Source organism: Halogeometricum borinquense DSM 11551, from assembly GCF_000172995.2.
In the GTDB taxonomy this organism is placed as follows: Archaea; Halobacteriota; Halobacteria; order Halobacteriales; family Haloferacaceae; genus Halogeometricum; species Halogeometricum borinquense.
This window is the reverse complement of record NC_014731.1, coordinates 38,158-55,692: the sequence shown is the minus strand read 5'-3', so window position 1 is coordinate 55,692 and position 17,535 is coordinate 38,158. Positions and strand designations below refer to the sequence as shown.

The window sequence follows — 17,535 nt, the reverse complement described above, 5'->3', positions numbered from 1 at the left end:
TAGTTTCACTCCGCAGTGCTCTTATGGCAGTAAGTGAACCCGAGACCGGTCCCGGCTCCAACAATTACCGGTAGTCCGAACGTGAGCCAGAAGCTGAGGAGCGCTATCGAGAACCACCCTGCTGTGATTTTGTAGAGGAGGGTTCCCTGTTCGAACAGCGAGATTGTCGTGACTCCGTGCATCGAAAGGTAACTGTACACACCGGTAAGCACGATAAACCACCCGAACCCGGTTATTACGTGCCACAGCACACCCATCGCAAGTCCAACGCTGCCACCCCGGAGATAGCTCCAGTTGTGTTCGGAGGCGAACAAGCGCCACAAAATGTACGCACTCACGCTAGCGCTAGCGACACTAATGATGTACAATACTCCAAGCAGTGCTACCACGCCAGCTCCGGTCCACGTTAGGAGCTGTACTGTGCTTTCGTGGAAGAACCAAGCACTCCCTGCGAGAAACCAGATAGCGCTCAGGACGCCGGTTATGACCGTCGCGAACGTCGAGACGACTACTGGTTCGTCTGCGCGCTTTCCGAACGTCGTCTTGAGGTTACTGTTCCAATTCATATAGATGAAAAGTGCCTCCACACAAATATTTCCTTTGACACTTATCTGGGAAATGCTTCGGGACGATTTTCCGGCACTGTTCTCGTTCACACAGGCAATCGAAATCGTCAGGCTGCCCGTATTTTGTTGTCTTTGGTCCCGAATAGATAGTGTGTATTCGTTCTCTCTTTCGGTGTTGTGATCCACAACTAGGGACTGCAGTCAGGCACGCCAAGAATCAGCGCTTAGTCTCTCGTACTGTGGTGTTCCTGCTGTGAGGAGTACTATGGTTTCTCACCGGACTACCGCTGCGCGTTCGCTGACTACTGGGCGATGACACTGGTCCGTATTCTCAGTTTTCGGCTGACTCGAATTTATTCCTATACTTTTACTTCACCCTGTTCAACCGTCTGGTATGTACTACTGAGAGCAGTCGAGTTTTTAAGATACTTTCTTCGGTCGAACGTTGCGGTCCGTATTAATGATTGACACTATATGTCTATTTACATTAATTAGTTAATTTAATTATTTTACGGCCGAGGGTCAAAGACGTGAGGCGACGAACCTTCCTTGCAACGCTCGCTGCCGCTTCAATCAGCGGAACTGCGAGTGCGGCATCCGACACGACGACTCAGAACGCAACTACCATCTCGGACTTGGCTTTCGACTCGACGAACTCGTTGCTCGACGCCTCCCAAGAGCAACTCACCGATAACTCGGTGATCGCAGTGTGGGCGGAGGACTCGGCGTCGATAACCGACGCCGACGAAAACGGCGACGCGGTCAGCTATCCCCAAACGTCGATCCCTCTAGTCGGTGTTGACGGCTCTGTCGCCGGCTTCGGGGACGATGCTGGTCGACGACGACCAAGACTTTTCGACCGGCAATGAGGAGTTCATCCTGAACGTTTGGGACGACTTGGCTGACGGTGGGACAGTACTCTGGGACGAGGGACACGGTCAGTACTACAACCTCGCTCGATTCAGTGCGTTCGAGACGTACGCCGAATCGAACGGGTACGACGTGCAGGCGACGAGTGACTTGACGGCCGACCTCAGCGGGGCGAGTGCAGTCGTCATCACGTCACCGTCTGACGCGTTCTCTGATGCCGAACTCAGCGCGCTCTCGTCGTTCGTCGCCGAGGGTGGTGCTGTCTTTCTTCACCACCAGTCCGACTTCGACGACTTCGACGAGACTGACAACCTCAACACGATCGCCTCGGAACTCGGGCTCTCCTTCCGCTTCAACGACGCGCAGGTCACTGACGCGACGAACAACACTGGCGTCAACTACGTCCCGACGACGAGCCAGTTCAACGATGAGTTCCCCTACTTCGAAGACCGGGACGGGATCAGCTCCGGGTCGGAACTCGATCCGAGCAAGCGGTACACCGTCGATGTGATCTCCGTTGCCGACGGTGACACGTTCGACGTGGAGTTCGACGACGGCACGGAAGAGTCGATCCGCGTCCTCGGCATCGACACGCCGGAGTCGGCCAGTGCTTCGGATGCCGAGCGACCCGAGGAATGGGAGGGACTCTCCTACGAGGAAACGACTGACGGGGTGCGGTCGGTTTCAACGCTCAACTTCTACTCGGCGACCACCCTCTTGGCCGCTGACGGATCACCGTACACCGACGGGGAAACGACCGCGGTGCTTGCACCTGAAGGCTCGGCAGTGAACGACGAGGACGGCAACGGCGACGCTGTTACCTATCCCGATTCGGCTATTCCGCTCGCGGCAATCGACGGCAACGTTGCGGCGGTCAGTTCCGCTCTCGTCAACGACGCCAGTCTCGACTCGGACGCCTCGAATTTCGTCCTGAACGTGTGGGACGACCTGACCGGTGGCGACGCGACCGTCGCCTGGTACGACAACGGGCAGTTCGACGGATTCGACAGCTTCTCGAACTTCGTATCGAACGCCGAGAGTGCCGGCTACACCGTGTCCACCGTTGACTCGCTGGATGCCGACCTCTCCGGGATCGATCTCGTAGTCTGCAGCCAGCCTCAGCAACCCTCCGACACCGAACTCAGCGCGCTCACGACGTTCGTCGAGGACGGCGGAGCGGTGTACGCGATGGGCAAGTCCGATTACGAGGATTATGATAATACCACTGCGTCGAACGACATCCTCGACGCGGCGGGGGCTCCGTTCCGCTTCAACGACGCGCAGGTCGTGGACAGCGAGGGCAACTTCGAGTTCAGCACCTCGCGGTTCGACAGTTCGTTCCCGTACTTCGGTGGCGGTGAGGACAACAGCAGTAGCGACGTACAGTACCCCTACCTCGTCAACTGGGCGAATCAGGCGACATCGGTCGCCGAGGAGGAACTCTCCGGTAAAACCATCGAGATCTACTTCGATGAGAACGAGGGTGTCAGGGATCCGTTCGACCGCGTGCTCGCGTACGCTGACTACGATGCGACTGGCGACGGGAACCGCGATACGACGTACAACGCGAAGATGATCGAGGACGGACTCGCGCGGGTATATGGTTCCACGCTCTCCCGTCACGACGAGTTCTGGGACTTAGAACATACAGCCCGCACCGAAGGGCGCGGTCTCTGGAACGAGAGCGATATCTCGACGGCTGCCGAAATCCGAAACAGTGCGGTTCAGGAATTGTACTTCCCCGATGCTGCCGCAGTGACCGGTTCCGCCTCGCTCGACGGCCGCGTACCGGTTGCGAGCGAGGACGGCACTCCGCTCGTCGGGGTTGATGCCGACGCTGGCGTCGCGCTCGTCGGCTCGCCGTTTATCGATGAGAGCTACGAGGCCGACGAAGGATTCGCTGCCGACACGAGCGGTTACGGTAACTTCACGTTCCTCTCGAACCTGATCGACTCTCTCTCCGATAAGAACGGAGATGTACTCATCGACGGCGGACACGGCCAATTCGGCGCTGGCTACGCACTGTCCAGCGAGGACGCAGCGTACTACCAGCGCTATCTCGAAGGTGTCGGCCTCACCCTCGAACAGGTCAACACCGCGTACAGCGAGCGTCTCGACGACGCGCGGGCGATCATCGTCACCACGCCCGTCTCGGAATTCACTGCCGACGAGGTGGCGGCGCTTTCGGACTTCGCTGCCAACGACGGTGCAGTCGTGTTACTCGGGAGCGCCGCCGCGCCGGGCAGCACGACGGCAAACCTAGAGCGCCTCGCGTCCGAACTCGGCACCGACCTTCGACTCGGAAGCGCGGTCACTGACGGCAGTTCGAACGTGAACGGGAACGCGTCGATTCCGGTCACGACGAACTTCGACGACGCGTTCAGTCTGTTCGACAGCTACGAACCGAACACGGACGGCTCTGGGGGCTCCGATGGTGACGACGGCGAATCACCGACCCTCTCGGTGTCGTTCCCTGAGAACGGTGGTGTCGGCGGTACTGTTCCGGCGGAACTGTCACTATCCGATGCACCTGACGGTCTCGCCGGTTTCGACGTAACTGTCTCAGTTGACGATGCGGCCGTGGCATCTATCGAGAGTGCGACCGTGGCAGATGCGTTCCCGAGCGGGGTGACTGAGGTGTCCGTTGCTGATGATGACTCGTCGGTGACGCTGGCAGCCTCGGACATCGAAGACGCGGTCGAGGGCGGGGCTGCCAACGTATCGCTTGCGACCCTGTCTGTCGGTCTCCAGAGCGCGGGTGAGACCGGCGTCACACTCTCCGTGAATGCTCTCGACTCCGATGCCGACGGCTCGGCAATCGACGCCGCGACCGACACCGGCGTCGTGACCGTCGCCGACATCGCCCGTATCGGCGACAACGACCTTCCGACCGACCCCGACGGAGACGGACTGTACGAGGATATGAACGGCAACGGCGAGGCCGACTTCGAAGATGTAGTGGTGTTCTTCGAACACCGAGACAGTGACGCCGTTCAGTCCAACGCCGACTCGTTCGACTTCAACGGCAACGGTCGCGTTGACTTCGACGACATCAACACGCTGTTCGATGAGATCTGACGCGACGATGCCTGATGTCGGGACGGTGCGAACGGCAACGCGCTGGCTCGCGGCCGGACTCGCACTCTCGGTCGTCGTCACGGGATTGGCTGCCCCGGCGCTGGCTGCCAGCGATCCGACGGTCGTCGCTGGTGGGACGAGTGTCGAGGAAGGTGAGGAGACGACGGTTGACCTCACGCTGACCGAAGCTCCCGACGGCGTCGCCGGATTTGCCCTCACAGTCGAGATGACGAACGGCGACGCCGCGACAGTCGTCGATGCGGAGGTGGCCGACGAATTCGGTCTCGGCGAGGTCGAGGGTATTGCCGACGGTACGGCCGTCCGACTGAAGGCGGCCGACCTGAACAAGACCGTCGAACCCGGCGCGTCAAACGTGACGCTCGGGTCGGTTACGCTCCGTGGCCAGCAGGCTGGCGAAACGAGCCTGCGTGTCACCATCGACCGACTCGACGACAATAACGGATCCAGTGTCAATCCGAGAACTGACCCGGGGACACTCGACGTGATCGACGCCGCCGGTGGTGCGGACGAAAGCGACAACGCCGGCGCGGTGACAGCGACGGCGAGCGAAACCGGCCCCGACGAGAACACCATGACGGAGATGGGCGTCGAACCGACTCGGACCGACGACGCGAGCGAGGAGACAGCTGTAGGCGCTCCAACGACTAACAAAGTCAACGAAGCAGCCGATGCTGGTACCGCCAGTACGGAAGTTCCCGGATTCACCGTTGGCACAGCGCTCGTTGCACTCGTGGCCGCGCTAGTCATGCTATCCCGCTGGGAAGACTGACTGGCTCTGACCACCTCATGCGGCTATTTATCGTCTGGAAGGAGTCCAACAGTCGTTGACGGCCAGTCCCTCGGTCGTCACTCACCGCATCAAACGCATGTATCTGTGCCAGCGTACTGCGGGGGCCACACCTTTCACCGGCGTAAACGCAGCCGTTTGCAGCCGTGACTCCCGTCATTCGTTCGAGGTTGACGTTCCACTGCCACGTTCCATTCGATCCCGGACGGTCGTCGTGAGAGATCGGTTTGGAACTCCCAGCGAAAACCCCAGTTCAGAACGTACTACCGGTGCCGACGAAGATAGATAGCAAGTTCACCATGAATTACGACAGCTATCAAACACCGGCATTCTTTGGCGGCGACCTTTTTACTTAGGCAGTTCACCGTTGTTCTCCGCACTGCATAGTCCGGCTGTAGCATGAAGCTCGCAGACGATAGCCGAGAGGATCGGCTTAATCCAGACTCGTTCGCACACGGTTACTTCAAGAATGCCGTGTATCGGCATTGGGATCCATCCGAAGACATCCCTCAAACACTCCTTAAGGAAGATCGGACGAACCTACTCACCACCGACGACCTCGATGAGCAACAGTTTGACTTGCTCCGCTCCCAAATTGCGCTCTTCGGTGCCGGTGAAGAGGCCGTTACAGAAGATCTTGCGCCGCTCGCGTTGGTTCTTGACGACATTGACGCCCAAATGTTCGTCGCCAGCCAGATCTATGAGGAAGCGAAACACACGCAGTTTTTCGATCGGTACTGGCGAGAAGTCATTCGTCCAGTCACCGAGGAGCGAGGCTACGAGCCCACAAGTCCGACTGACGAGCGGTACTTCTCGGACCAGTACATCGAACTGTTCGACCGGACGGAAACCGCGATGAAGCGATTAGTGACCGATGACACGCCCGAGAATCGTGCGAAAGCATTCTGCCACTACCACCTCGTGATTGAAAGTGTCCTCGCCCAAACGGCGTACTATGGCTTCACCGCCCGGTATAGCGAGAGTCGCTCTGAGATTCATAACACGACCGATGCAATGCCACACCTTCCGGGACTGCTCGAAGGGATCAGTTATATTCGCGCTGACGAAGGCCGCCACGTCGGTTTCGGAATGCACAGCGTCCGGACCCTCATTCACGAGGACGGTGTTGACGACGCAGTTGTTCGAGAAACGCTCCAATCCCTTCTTCCACTCGTCACTGACTCGCTTCAAGCAAATCGGGACTCCCGAGCGGATTCGGCTCCGCTCGTCGAATATGCCCGCGATAAGATTGCGCAGCGTATCGAGGTTCTCACCGATGCTGAAGCAGAAATCCCGGCGGTCGATGAGCTAGTGGATCTCACAACCACTGCCGAAGAGCTTGCAGGCGAGTAACGTACACGCCGCCGATAATAACTGTGATACGCTAACGCAAAAAAAATCGAACCAATCAGTCAGACAGTCGAGTTACTCGTTTTCGGTAATAACGAGTACCTCGACATTGCCACCGTACGGGTCGTCGATATGACCGCTGGCGTCGCGGAAGAGTGCTTCAAGATTCACACTGATTGTGTCGCCGTGCACGTCGGCATCGGTCTGAATCTTCTCGGACATGAGTTCGCGGTCGTTGCCCTCAAATCCGATCTCGAAGCTCTTGATAGCCGTCTCTGCCGCTATAACCTGTCCACTAGCGCCGAGACTTTCCGAGTCAGTGTACTCGTGACCCGTGACGTCTGAGAACGTGAACTGGACCGTTTCTAAGTTAGTTGGCATTGTGAAACACCATCTGTTATGTGTGTCTGATTACATAAAAATATTTATGTTTTCTGATTGTCAAGTAGTGAAATAATATTCTCGGCCTTGATTCGGGCTATTGGGGCAACTTTCCAACAGGATAGAAATTCATATGATATGATAGGGGATAACTGAGATAGGTTACCGAAGAGGGGCGAAGCGTAGAGTCGCCTACTAGATCACAGTTGGTCCCAGACTGTGGAGGATGGTTTTCATCTTGTATATCCTATCGGACACGAAGACCTGAACACGATGGGAAACACACTGTTGTTTTTTATCACCAAAGGCGAGTCTAATCCGTTCACTGATTCCAGTTAGACCGGAATCATTTCGGCGAATTGGAAATTTACAGCGTGACAATATTACCATCGTAATTGTAAATTATCTGTCTTTTCAAAGGGATGTACTTCACATAGCGTCCTCTGACTAATCTGGGAATAGCTCTCATTACGTTCAGTGCTCTTGAATTATGGATTTTTAGCTTTGTTGAAATCCTATTCTTCAAACACATTATCGACTGAAACAGCCGGTTGGTGAAGAGTGCGAAGACACCAGTACGGATTAGAGACTGGAACATAATTCGCAGATATGGCCTCATTTGACTTAGAAGACCAATGGGTATTCATAACGACTAATGTGGTGGTTTGGGTGGTAATATCGAGTGTTTTCGAATTAGTTCTCTTTGACGGAGGTCTACTTGAATCGATTATTCCGGCTGTTGCAGGCGGTCTCGCTTCTGGGTTCGTTCTTTTCAATCTTAGGTAAAATACTGAGAAGTGATCTTTCGCACCACCCCTTGGATAGTCTCAGTATCGAGCGACAGCTCGCCGTGCCAGATGGATCGCCTTCTCAGTAAACCGGAGAATCTGCGACTTCGGGAGGGCCTTCATCTCATCGAATTACACGGCGAACATGTAACTTCCTGAGGATTTCAACAGAGCCGAACAGAAGGCACGCATCAAAATCATTCTCCGGAGTTGTGTTCAAGCAGCAACAAGAAGAAACACAGGCTCAAGAGCGTGATTAGATTCCGTTATCACGACGTGGTGAGTCAAAAGTCATAGCAGACTGGATCGCTTATTTAGTGGACTCTGAGATCAAGTGAACGACTGGTCAAATCATCTCTATTTAGAACGAACTAGGGGATGACAACGAGCTTTCCGACGCTCTCGCGGTCCTGCATCGCCACGAACGCCGCTTCAGTATCCTCAAGCGAGTAGGTTTCGTCAATCTCAGGTGTGAGAGAACCGGCTGCAACCAGTCCTATCAGGGTCTCCAAATCACGTTGTGTTCCCATTGTACTCCCGATGATGCGTTTGTGGCCGAGGAATAGATCTGAGATGTTGATTACAGATTTATTACCAGCTGTCCGCCCGCAGACCGCCATCCGACCATCACGCCGCAATACATCCAACCCAAGCTGGGTGTACTCTCCTCCGAGGTGGTTAAGTACACCGTCAACCGAGCCGATGTTTGTGACCGCATCCTCAATCTCGTTTGGGTCGGTGCTTTTGATTGCGTAGTCAAGACCGAGCGATTTGAGGCGGTCGAGTTTTACTTGAGACGAAGACGTCCCGATGCTGTGGGCACCAAGGGAGGCTACGAGTTGCACACCGGCGACCCCGACACCTCCAGTCACACCGGGAATAAACACGAGGTCAGTCGGTCCGATTTCTAGTCGGCGAAGCATATGGTACGCGGTCATGTAGGCTGTCGGAAGAGCGGCCGCTTCAACCGTACTCACGGAATCCGGAAGGGGGATGAGACGGTCAGCCTGTACCCGGGCAGCCTCAGCAAGTCCTCCGTGATAGAGCGAGTAATTTTCACAGAGATTTTCCGGACCCTCCCGACAGTAGCGACATGTTCCGCACGTTACGTTCGGGCAGAGAACTACACGATCACCGGACTCGACACCAGTAAGTCTTCACCGATATTCTGGACAGTTCCTGCAAGGTCAAGACCACTAACGAATGGCAGGTCGTCCGTATCTATCACTGCGGAGTCTCCTTCGAGAATCCAGAGGTCGTGACGATTGATCGCACACGCCTCGACTTCGACTACAGCCTCATGTCTATCGGGTTCAGGTATTGGCCGATCGATAATCGAAATGCTATTTGGACCAGTGAAATCGCTGAAAGCTGCGACACGCATCTAATATCGTTTGTTACTTATATGAATAGTTACTCTGGAAGCAGCAGGAATGACTGGATCTTCCTAGTGAACCCCTCGCGTCCGGCTGTTCTACTTCGTGTTCGCCGTGCTGCTGTACAATATCTGTCGGCTCACCAACGTCCTGCTGAAAGCCGGCGTCGGTGGGAGATGGATATGCACCTGTGCTGACTGCTGGTGAGTGTGTCGAGTTGGTTTGCTCGGCACTAATCCCGCCTGACTAGAGCTCTACACCAGCTCGGACCGCCTGTTGTGAGTGGCGACACTCTGCAAGTGGTCAAATTTTGGGCTGTTTTTGCGCATTCGATGGTGTCTCACCGAGAACGGTAGTTGATGCGACACCGATGTGGCCTGTCCGAACCACGAAAACCCCTAGAAAAGCGCAAAAATAACCCATCCTCCGAAACTTTGGGGAATCAGATTTGATATACTGTATCGCTGAATATGGTTTATGAGTGTACGGGCGGCGATGTATAACTTCGGGGAAGCGAGTGTATCGAACCCCCACAGTGGATTCGTGCCTAGATCTATCTGCCATTTCTCACGTTGAGTTCACAATATCACACCCGCAACAACTGGTAGTGATATCTATCTGGACAGCACCTGCGAAGTCCCGCCAACATTTTTATGAATCTGACAAAACCGACAATTGATGCCCTCCAAGTCGAGACGAACATTTCTTGGCATGCTTGCGACCGGAACGGCTGCCAGCATCGCTGGCTGTTCATCGTCGTGCCCTGACGGCGACCCGCCAGACCCATCTCATATCGTTGGATCAAATGTCGGCTCTGGGTTTGAGACGGTCCCTGACAGTTCGTGGCCGTCACCGCGGTTCGACGCCGCGAACACAAGCTATGCGCCAGTTCAGATGGAGGCGACAGCCCCATCGATCCAGTGGAAAGCACATGTTTCCACGTCTTCTGTCACGGATGCGGACGTCGATACGGGTCCAGTGGTAGTTGCCGACGAAACTGTCGTTCTGACGACTCCGGAGAGCGTCGTTTCGTTGTCGCTTTCTGACGGGACCGAACAGTGGCGACGCAGTCTCACACCCGCGACAGTTCCGTCAGTAGTCGGTATTGGAGAGGCTCCGGCGTCACCGGTGCTCTCGAATGGCCGGGCATTTCTCGCGACAGCCAACGGTGTCGTCGCACTGGAAATTGACGACGGCACCGTTGTGTGGCGGAACACCGACAGCACTGGGACGGGTGTCCCTGTTGTGACTCGCGATGCTCTATTCGTCCCGACAGCCGACGGGATAACAAGATTTGAGAGCGACACTGGAGAGCGACAGTGGACAGCGGACGCCAACGGGACGAGGCTAGCCGTGGCCAACGGCTCCGTCGTCGCTACCGATGAGCAGACAGTAGCACTGGATGCTGCGACTAGCGAAGTTCGCTGGCGGCAGCCAGAGGAAACTAGTGGGTATCCTGTCGTTGCCGACGGGACGGTATACGTGACCGAATCTGGCGAACTACTCGGCCGGTCACTCGCCGACGGGACCGAGCAGTGGCGTATCGACCGTGGACGGTCGTTTGAAATGCCGGTCGTCACACCCGAAAGCGTGTACGCAATCGAGATACCCGGTGAAGCGTCCAGCGCGACGTTCGCGTTCGATCGTATTGACGACGGCCAACCGGAGCCGCGATGGTGTTCAGAAACTAGTCTGGGTGGAGCCGTCACTGCCGCAACTGACGACACCGTATTCACGTCTCAGATGGATGATGGCCTCACCGCCTTTACAACGCGCTTCGGCGAAGCAGTATGGCGGTATTCAGCCGAACCGGAGGTCGGATCACTAGCGGTCCTCGATGGTGGGATTGTGAGCGTGTCGCCAGATGGCACCGTGGTGGCTATCGGAGGTGAGTGATACGATGTGGCGTCCTTCATACCGGACCGCTGGTCCGCTTCTCGGTCTTAGTGCCCTCTGTTTGCTCATTGCCGCAGTTCCGCTTGCGGTGTGGCCCGAACCACAGCCGGGTGATTCGTACGTGTTTGCTCCACCGCTGTTTAGTGCAATTTGGATGCAACGGATAGCTCAGCCCTTTTTGACCGTCAGTGCGAATGTTCTGGTCATTGTCGGTTTGGGCGCGCTGTTCAAGCGTGACGGTACGTCGCTGTCGAACTTACGGAGTGTGTCCGGCCTCGTCACCGTCTTTGGGACGAGTATCATCTTGTTCGGAAGCCTATTAGTCACTACAGCGGGCCTGGACGAAATCATGAGTTACGTCCTTGGCCTTCTTGCTCAGGCTATCGGACTCGTGCTTACACTCCCCGGACTTGTCGGGTGGGGTGCTGGCTACCTCCGGGCCGACAATATGCGACTTGGCATCGCACTCGCCGGCGCACCGTTGCTCACTTGTGCGTACCTCGGTGTCTCGCTGCTCGGCGTTCAGTTCACGCCTATTGCTGACTTGCTGTTAATTACGCCAACGAGTGCTATGGCGCTTGTCGTCGGCTACGACCTCTGGGCCGACAGCGCTTCTTCCTCTGCCGCTCATCACCAGTCCAAATCCTGAGTCGCCCCGGAGTCAAGTGGTTCGAGATGCAGCGCATCTCGCCATCACGGACATCCTTGATTTCCGTACGACTTCACGCCCGAACGGAATTCGATGGCGTTTGCGAGATAGTAGCGCGAAATGACTTCGCGTGTCTTGTCGGCGTTCAGTGCCGAATCCAATCGTTCCGGGAATCGTGACGCTGATCAATCGCTCGGCCGCTCCCGGCAAACCTCGCTCACGGAAGCGTTCGGTTTGATGTTGACGTAGAGCCTATCACCCCACTCGCAATCCGACACCGGCAGTTGTATCGACAACAGAATGCCTCTCGGGAGCGACCGGAGTTGGAGAGCCGTAAGTTGTATCAGCCAGTCGTGGGGTTCTGTTATTCGTTCGCCGGGCGGTGCAATACGGTGAATGCAAATTCCACGTTTAACTAGTCTACCAAACGTTTAGAACAGGTGGTAGAAAATTGATGGTGCCAAACCCAGCTTGCTAAATACGGTTAAATCTGACTTTAGCCTACGTTACCCCAGAGATTTTATTACTGTTCTTCGTTGACTCAGAATCTTGTCTAATTGAATCATATCTGTCCCTTGCCCAGGCCATTGCATCTCGTGAATCATTCATGATGAGGCCAGCAATGCCATGTTCGGCGAAGACGGAGACGATAACTTCTTCATCGTCAAGTAGAACCAGACCAAACTCAAAGGGAATCTCTCTCCAGCGCACAGAAGTGGATGGACAATTGGATAATTCATTTACTTTCTCAGAGTCTTGGGATTCATACCAGTCTCTGATCTGTTGATCAAGAATAATTTCTACTGATGTTTCATCGTTAGAGCAATACTGGTAAAACTGCTCGTAATACCCTGTCAAGACTTGAGGTGTCGCTATACGGATGTCATTAGCCTTCTCAAGACGTTCCAAAATCGTTCCCATGAGACAACCCGATACATTCGGATGAGGTAGTTTCACTTCGGCATCAACTATAACTGACTCACTAAGCGAGTGGTTTGGCGGGAGGATGTCCAGAACTGGTTTTGCTTTAATGAGGTCCCGGATGCTGTTCAAGTAAGAATAATGCATCTCACACGCCAGTTGTCCCCAGGGAGTAGTGTGCCATTCCCCATCCCTATATGAAACAAGGCCCTTTTCTTCCAGCTCTCGGACGATGTCGTCGAGGGTGGAACGCGGGATATCTAATGAGTCTGTGAGCGTTCGCTTCTCTTGAGGGTCGTCATTTATTGTCCGTAAACAGTCTAATCGTGCTTGGAGAGTCTCAGCAAGCGGACTAGGGCTTGGTGGAACCATTTTCCAATGTGTGCTAATGTCACCACTAATTCATATTAAACTCTATCCCCGACCTACAATTAGCTGTAATATAGATTATAGGGACTATTGAAATATTCAGTTACTGATAGTCTGTTGAGGTCGTGCTGAGGGGTAGGTTCCCCAGCGAGAGCGTTTTGAACTGTCGTTTTTATCATATCTAAAATAGGTCTTGGAAATCCTGTTCACAAATCTTGTAGAGTGGCAACTGATTCGGGGATCCCCTCGACCAGTTCAGCAAGTAGTCATCTAAATTGAAACTTACTGGGATTTAAATCGAGCAAGAGGAATGGTGTGGCTTCGTTTCGGATTTTCTTGAAAACATCGTAAGCCAACCCTAAGCTCACTATTTTCCGAACGGTTAGAGCAAATTCGCCGCGGGACCGAGCCGACAATGCGGATCAAACAATGCCAGACAACGAAGTTACTCAGACACGGCGTGGCGTACTAAAGTCCACTGCTGGACTCGGCGTCCTCACGCTCGGCCTTGGTAGCGGAGCCGGGGTGGCTGCCGCCGATCCCAACAAGTTCGAACAAGGTACTGTTCGCTTCGTCGAAATCAAGGAAGAGTACGAGGCTCCTTCCGATGCCCCGACAATCTCACGAACTGGAACTGCGGGGTACGCGCTCGACCAGAGCCGAGGTGTTCTGACGCTGACGAATGCGCCTGTGGAACTCTTCAGGGAACACGATACTGTCGTAGCTGCTGGGGGTGACTACTACCCCGTCGACAAGTCGGTGCAGATCACGAATTCAGAGCGGGGACTACCGGTCAACACGAACTACCGACAGTTAGGCGCTCAGTACGCAGTGGTCGATCAAGTCCAGGCCGGTCGTTCTGTCCACGTCCAAGCAGAGGGCAGCGGTGTTCGAGTGAGTGCTGACAGTATCGACCTCGAAGTGTCCGTGGGGCAAGAAGTGGCTGATTCTGGTCGGCCCGAATCTGTAGCGGACTCAACGGATGAGAGTGCTACTCCTCTCGAACGCAGAGTTCAGACACGGAACCACGGCGAAGTGACAGTATTCGGTCATGATGACTACCTAGTCCTTCCGCTAGCGTCCGGGGACAACTACGCTCAGGCACGAGTTGAATCAATTCTCGCACTCGCAGACGAGCACGCTTCGAAGATCGAGGAAGCCGATCTCGTCGCAGTGCCGAAAGACGTTGATATCATCAAAGGGGGTGAGTAATAATGTCACAGCAGCAGGAGAAGTCGCAGGAGCAGGAGATACACGTCACTAGAGTCGATGGGAAGGTCAAGGAAGCGACGGTCGTGCCACAGGGAGTTGACATCAACTCTCAGGACGCAGTCTTCCAGTCGGGTAACATCGGAACACAGTTCGTCGGCACAGAACCGTTCTGGAACAACATGGATTTTAACCGGATGAGTGACATCCTCTCGTGGGTTTCTGACGCCTGGAGGAGCCACATCGAGGATGGAAGTGGTGACTACGAGTCGTGGTTCACGGCGCAGGGTCCGGCTGGTGTGACAGTTCCCTCTAGCGCACTTCCGAGCAGCGGCTCTCTCGCTGGCCGTCTCATCGATGCAGACGACTGGCTCCAGAACAACGAGAGCGACTTCTATGATGGTCCGTCCGCAATCGTGATTATCGACTACTACGGCCAAGACAGCAACACATACGGAGTCGGATACGAGGGGACGGCCGGAGACAGCGACAACAAGTCCAGCCTCGCTGACGTCCACCACGAGGACAACAACAACCTCCCCACAGAACTCTCGGAGGTCAAGGCGGACGGGACCGCGTTCCACGAGCTCCTTCACCTGTACAATTCCAGTCACCCAGCTGATGTGAGTACTCGGTCGGCCTCCCCCGATGATGAGATCAGCATCATGTACAGTTGGGACGGTGTGTCGTGTAGCAACAACGGGAGTACGGAAGTGATCGTCGAGTGGGTGAGCAACTGCGCTGAGAACAGCGTCCACTCCTACATCGACAGCAACTTCTGACTCGTTTCCCTTTCTCGTCTCTAATACAAGCTCCCCCTCAGGTTCGATCTCTGTACCTCACTTCGTAATTCAGACCTCCAGAACGGGAAGTATTCGGTTGTTAGCCTGAACTGACAGTATCGTTGCCGTCCTCACTCATCCCTGACGGCGTTTCATCGGCAGTAGAGGGATCAAGTCGGATGATTGCGATACAACTTATCCACGCGTCTGTTTCGGGATTGGGAACACCGATTTCGGAAGTGTAGGTGCCCGGATTAAGGTCCGTCTCTTCACGACCCGAGTTGATCACCTCTTGCAGTGTCCAAGACTGAGATTCTCCGGATGAAAGTGTTAGAGTACCGTCTGCGGTGGGTTGGAGTTGGAGTTGCTGCCACTCGCTCTGTGAGTGACGACGAATGGTCCAGCTGTAAGGGTTGAAGGTGAGTTCGGTGTCGGATTGGTTGTGAAGCGTCAGGGAGATCTGCTCTGACGGCAGTCCATCAGCGAGAGTGCTTCGTGATGGACGAGGTTCTAGATACACCTGTGCCGTTTCGGGATCAACGGTGTGCGAACAGACGGCCTCGTCGTGTGTCGGCGTATGTGGGGGACACGGAAGAGATGCTGGAGTGTTAGGTGTACTGGACGTATTCATATCTGTTTCAGTTCCTGATGCGGTCCGATTAGTTGTCTCGGTCACGCCATCTGATCCGTCCTGTGTACCTGTGTCGGAGAGACAGCCTGCAAAGCCGAGGGCCGATCCAGCACCGAGGCTGCCAAGGAGGGCTCTTCGTTTCATGCTCTACTTTGGAGTATGGCGGCCAGAAATAAATGTATTCAGCATGATAAAAGAGTGATTTTATCGCACTGATGGCTCTCGACGAGCGAGATAGAGTGCGGTAGATACCGAGAGAATGGTTACCCCTAGCAGAAAGAGAACGACTCCGGGGTCTGACTGGAGGACCACCCCTACGAGATTGTCAAACAGGGTATGAGGTTCACCACTCGCTGGGGATTTGGATGACTCCGCTATTACGTCGCTGCCTGTGGTATCTGAACTAGTCGCAGATGCAGCGATAAATTCAGCAATCAGACTGATCAATGAGACACCGCCGAGAAGACCAAACACTCGTGAGAGCAGCGTTTGTATCTGGTCTTGATCTTCATGTGAGCCAAAGCTTATCACTAGGGGATCGTGAACTGGGACATAGACTTTCATCTCCACGCCGTTTTCCGAATGCCAGGTATCAACTGGTTGGATCAGATCTGCTTCTTCTAACTTGTTGAGATGATAGTGGATATTCTGGATCGTACTGTCAAGCGCCGTGGCGAGTTCACGAGGAACTTTGGGCTCTTCATGCAGTTGCCGGTAGATGCGATACGTCGTCTCACTCCCAAGCGTTTCGAAGAGTTCGACTGCCTCATCCTCGTCCATACCGACGACTCGGAGGGGGAGATCATCGTTTGACGGTCGCTCTCGATGAAGTATTTCGTGTAGACGATTACGCATGCGTACTGGGCGAGATTCTTATGTTACTCTCGAGTGAGAACGGTTTGGTACGATAGCCCGACCAGCGTTTACTCTGGTCCATGACACGACTTGTAAAACCTCGAATATGTATGTTGGGGACGATAAAACGGGTCTTTGAACATACTAGAGGGCTGTCTCAATTTCGTTCGGGAGTAGCATTGACTGGCCAGTGGACTCAAGCAGACAAGCGGACGCCGCCACTCACGCTCCCAAGTGAGTATCGTAACTGCTGACGGCCCCGAGATGATATCGACCGGCAGTGGTGCGATTAAGATCACTGCTGGTGGAATCCGGATCAACACATACGAAAACGAAGCGGAGATATCCTGGAGTGGCTGGGCTCCCGAGTTCGTTGGCGACTTTCTCGCCCTGGATTTGCCTGCACTGTTAGAGATCGGGCAACAGTTGTATACGGGAGCGATTGAGAGAGACCACACCGTTGACTATCTCCTGGAAGGTCACCGGTCATATTTCGTCTTCGAGCCAGTAAGCGAAGAAACGGGCCGAGTTGCGTTTCAGACACGTGACCAAATCGATTCGAGTCTTGCTGTTCCCGATCCGACTCAATCTCAACGAACGCGTCAACTAATGCTATATTACTGGTCCAGTTAAACAGCCCTCCCTTGACTCTCCTCAACTTCCCTATTGGACGGCTTTTGTCATCAATAGAATTATCAACAACATGTCAAAATATACATGACATTAGGTAGTATTCGGGAGTATGCAATCAGAGCTTGCATCGAGGTTTAACGAATTCTTCGGCAAAGAGGAGTTCAATCATCCTGTTCTTGTGGCTACGCTTCAGACGACTCTATCTGTCGTGGGAATCCTTTTCAGCTATCTCTACATTCGGCCAGTGATTTCTCTAAATATGGGACCATTCCCCAAACTTATCACACTCCTCTTGACAATTGTGGTCGGGATTTGTTTATTTCAGCAGATTCTATTTCTGGCTATTCATATGGATGAGAATACGTTTTCATAT

Annotated in this window: 13 protein-coding genes and 3 pseudogenes; 9 read left to right on the top strand and 7 right to left on the bottom strand. The window is 54.5% G+C overall.

Going from position 1 to position 17,535, the window contains the following annotated elements:
* Positions 1 to 5: 5 nt before the first annotated feature.
* Positions 6 to 566, bottom strand: coding sequence for a hypothetical protein (locus HBOR_RS16030; RefSeq protein ID WP_241432331.1), 561 nt, complete (start codon positions 564 to 566; stop codon positions 6 to 8).
* Positions 567 to 1,096: 530 nt separating this feature from the next.
* On the opposite strand from HBOR_RS16030, the gene HBOR_RS16025 reads away from it, so the two are divergent.
* The 4 genes from HBOR_RS16025 to HBOR_RS16010 all read left to right on the top strand — a co-directional run bounded on the left by HBOR_RS16025 (position 1,097) and on the right by HBOR_RS16010 (position 6,675).
* Positions 1,097 to 1,435, top strand: coding sequence for a hypothetical protein (locus HBOR_RS16025; RefSeq protein WP_013440743.1), 339 nt, complete (start codon positions 1,097 to 1,099; stop codon positions 1,433 to 1,435).
* Positions 1,395 to 4,514 (top strand): DUF4350 domain-containing protein, encoded by a 3,120-nt coding sequence (locus HBOR_RS16020; protein ID WP_013440742.1) that lies wholly within the window; start codon positions 1,395 to 1,397, stop codon positions 4,512 to 4,514. The genes HBOR_RS16025 and HBOR_RS16020 overlap by 41 nt, the downstream gene beginning before the upstream one ends.
* Entirely contained in the window at positions 4,504 to 5,304 is an 801-nt protein-coding gene (locus tag HBOR_RS16015; RefSeq protein ID WP_006054775.1) for a PGF-CTERM sorting domain-containing protein, read from the top strand. Before HBOR_RS16020 ends, HBOR_RS16015 begins: the two co-directional genes overlap by 11 nt.
* 417 nt (positions 5,305 to 5,721) lie before the next feature.
* Complete coding sequence (locus HBOR_RS16010) at positions 5,722 to 6,675, top strand: ferritin family protein (protein ID WP_006054776.1); 954 nt, start codon at positions 5,722 to 5,724, stop codon at positions 6,673 to 6,675.
* Positions 6,676 to 6,747: 72 nt separating this feature from the next.
* Here HBOR_RS16010 and HBOR_RS16005 read toward each other — a convergent pair whose 3' ends face one another.
* The 3 genes and pseudogenes from HBOR_RS16005 to HBOR_RS16000 form a co-directional block, all read right to left on the bottom strand.
* The gene (locus tag HBOR_RS16005; RefSeq protein ID WP_006054777.1) at positions 6,748 to 7,053 is read right to left on the bottom strand and encodes a hypothetical protein; all 306 of its coding nucleotides are present in this window, start codon (positions 7,051 to 7,053) and stop codon (positions 6,748 to 6,750) included.
* 830 nt (positions 7,054 to 7,883) lie between these two features.
* A pseudogene (locus HBOR_RS19760) lies at positions 7,884 to 7,964 on the bottom strand (IS5 family transposase); the annotation flags it as partial.
* A 248-nt stretch (positions 7,965 to 8,212) separates the two neighbouring features.
* Positions 8,213 to 9,225, bottom strand: a pseudogene (locus tag HBOR_RS16000) (alcohol dehydrogenase catalytic domain-containing protein).
* Positions 9,226 to 9,301: 76 nt separating this feature from the next.
* Here HBOR_RS16000 and HBOR_RS20600 point away from each other — a divergent pair.
* From HBOR_RS20600 to HBOR_RS20180, 3 genes and pseudogenes are all read left to right on the top strand, one after another.
* Positions 9,302 to 9,467, top strand: a pseudogene (locus HBOR_RS20600) (transposase); the annotation flags it as partial.
* Between the two features lie 461 nt (positions 9,468 to 9,928).
* Positions 9,929 to 11,113 carry an outer membrane protein assembly factor BamB family protein gene (locus HBOR_RS15995; protein ID WP_013440740.1) on the top strand — a complete coding sequence of 395 codons (1,185 nt, stop codon included), beginning with the start codon at positions 9,929 to 9,931 and terminating at the stop codon, positions 11,111 to 11,113.
* Positions 11,114 to 11,267: 154 nt separating this feature from the next.
* Positions 11,268 to 11,762 (top strand): hypothetical protein, encoded by a 495-nt coding sequence (locus HBOR_RS20180; RefSeq protein ID WP_006054779.1) that lies wholly within the window; start codon positions 11,268 to 11,270, stop codon positions 11,760 to 11,762.
* A gap of 501 nt (positions 11,763 to 12,263) precedes the next feature.
* Here HBOR_RS20180 and HBOR_RS19470 read toward each other — a convergent pair.
* Positions 12,264 to 13,055 (bottom strand): helix-turn-helix transcriptional regulator, encoded by a 792-nt coding sequence (locus HBOR_RS19470; protein ID WP_013440738.1) that lies wholly within the window; start codon positions 13,053 to 13,055, stop codon positions 12,264 to 12,266.
* Positions 13,056 to 13,481: 426 nt separating this feature from the next.
* On the opposite strand from HBOR_RS19470, the gene HBOR_RS15980 reads away from it, so the two are divergent.
* Positions 13,482 to 14,264: a hypothetical protein gene (locus HBOR_RS15980; RefSeq protein ID WP_006054782.1), complete on the top strand. Its 783-nt coding sequence runs from the start codon at positions 13,482 to 13,484 to the stop codon at positions 14,262 to 14,264.
* A gap of 2 nt (positions 14,265 to 14,266) precedes the next feature.
* Positions 14,267 to 15,043 carry a hypothetical protein gene (locus tag HBOR_RS15975; RefSeq protein ID WP_006054783.1) on the top strand — a complete coding sequence of 259 codons (777 nt, stop codon included), beginning with the start codon at positions 14,267 to 14,269 and terminating at the stop codon, positions 15,041 to 15,043.
* Between the two features lie 100 nt (positions 15,044 to 15,143).
* On the opposite strand, the gene HBOR_RS19465 is transcribed toward HBOR_RS15975, so the two are convergent.
* Together HBOR_RS19465 and HBOR_RS19460 are read right to left on the bottom strand one after the other, a co-directional pair.
* Entirely contained in the window at positions 15,144 to 15,818 is a 675-nt protein-coding gene (locus HBOR_RS19465) for a hypothetical protein (protein WP_013440737.1), read from the bottom strand.
* Positions 15,819 to 15,878: 60 nt separating this feature from the next.
* Positions 15,879 to 16,454 (bottom strand): ArsR/SmtB family transcription factor, encoded by a 576-nt coding sequence (locus HBOR_RS19460; protein WP_006054784.1) that lies wholly within the window; start codon positions 16,452 to 16,454, stop codon positions 15,879 to 15,881.
* Between the last annotated feature and the right edge of the window lie 1,081 nt (positions 16,455 to 17,535).

Bases quoted from the DNA above. Each gene is read 5' to 3' on its own strand.
- HBOR_RS15980 (WP_006054782.1), top strand. From the start codon at position 13,482: ATGCCAGACAACGAAGTTACTCAGACACGGCGTGGCGTACTAAAGTCC.
- HBOR_RS16015 (WP_006054775.1), top strand. From the start codon at position 4,504: ATGAGATCTGACGCGACGATGCCTGATGTCGGGACGGTGCGAACGGCA.
- HBOR_RS19460 (WP_006054784.1), bottom strand. From the start codon at position 16,454: ATGGACGAGGATGAGGCAGTCGAACTCTTCGAAACGCTTGGGAGTGAG.
- HBOR_RS15975 (WP_006054783.1), top strand. From the start codon at position 14,267: ATGTCACAGCAGCAGGAGAAGTCGCAGGAGCAGGAGATACACGTCACT.
- HBOR_RS19465 (WP_013440737.1), bottom strand. From the start codon at position 15,818: ATGAAACGAAGAGCCCTCCTTGGCAGCCTCGGTGCTGGATCGGCCCTC.
- HBOR_RS16030 (WP_241432331.1), bottom strand. From the start codon at position 566: ATGAATTGGAACAGTAACCTCAAGACGACGTTCGGAAAGCGCGCAGAC.
- HBOR_RS16005 (WP_006054777.1), bottom strand. From the start codon at position 7,053: ATGCCAACTAACTTAGAAACGGTCCAGTTCACGTTCTCAGACGTCACG.
- HBOR_RS15995 (WP_013440740.1), top strand. From the start codon at position 9,929: ATGCTTGCGACCGGAACGGCTGCCAGCATCGCTGGCTGTTCATCGTCG.
- HBOR_RS16020 (WP_013440742.1), top strand. From the start codon at position 1,395: ATGCTGGTCGACGACGACCAAGACTTTTCGACCGGCAATGAGGAGTTC.
- HBOR_RS19470 (WP_013440738.1), bottom strand. From the start codon at position 13,055: ATGGTTCCACCAAGCCCTAGTCCGCTTGCTGAGACTCTCCAAGCACGA.
- HBOR_RS16010 (WP_006054776.1), top strand. From the start codon at position 5,722: ATGAAGCTCGCAGACGATAGCCGAGAGGATCGGCTTAATCCAGACTCG.
- HBOR_RS20180 (WP_006054779.1), top strand. From the start codon at position 11,268: ATGCAACGGATAGCTCAGCCCTTTTTGACCGTCAGTGCGAATGTTCTG.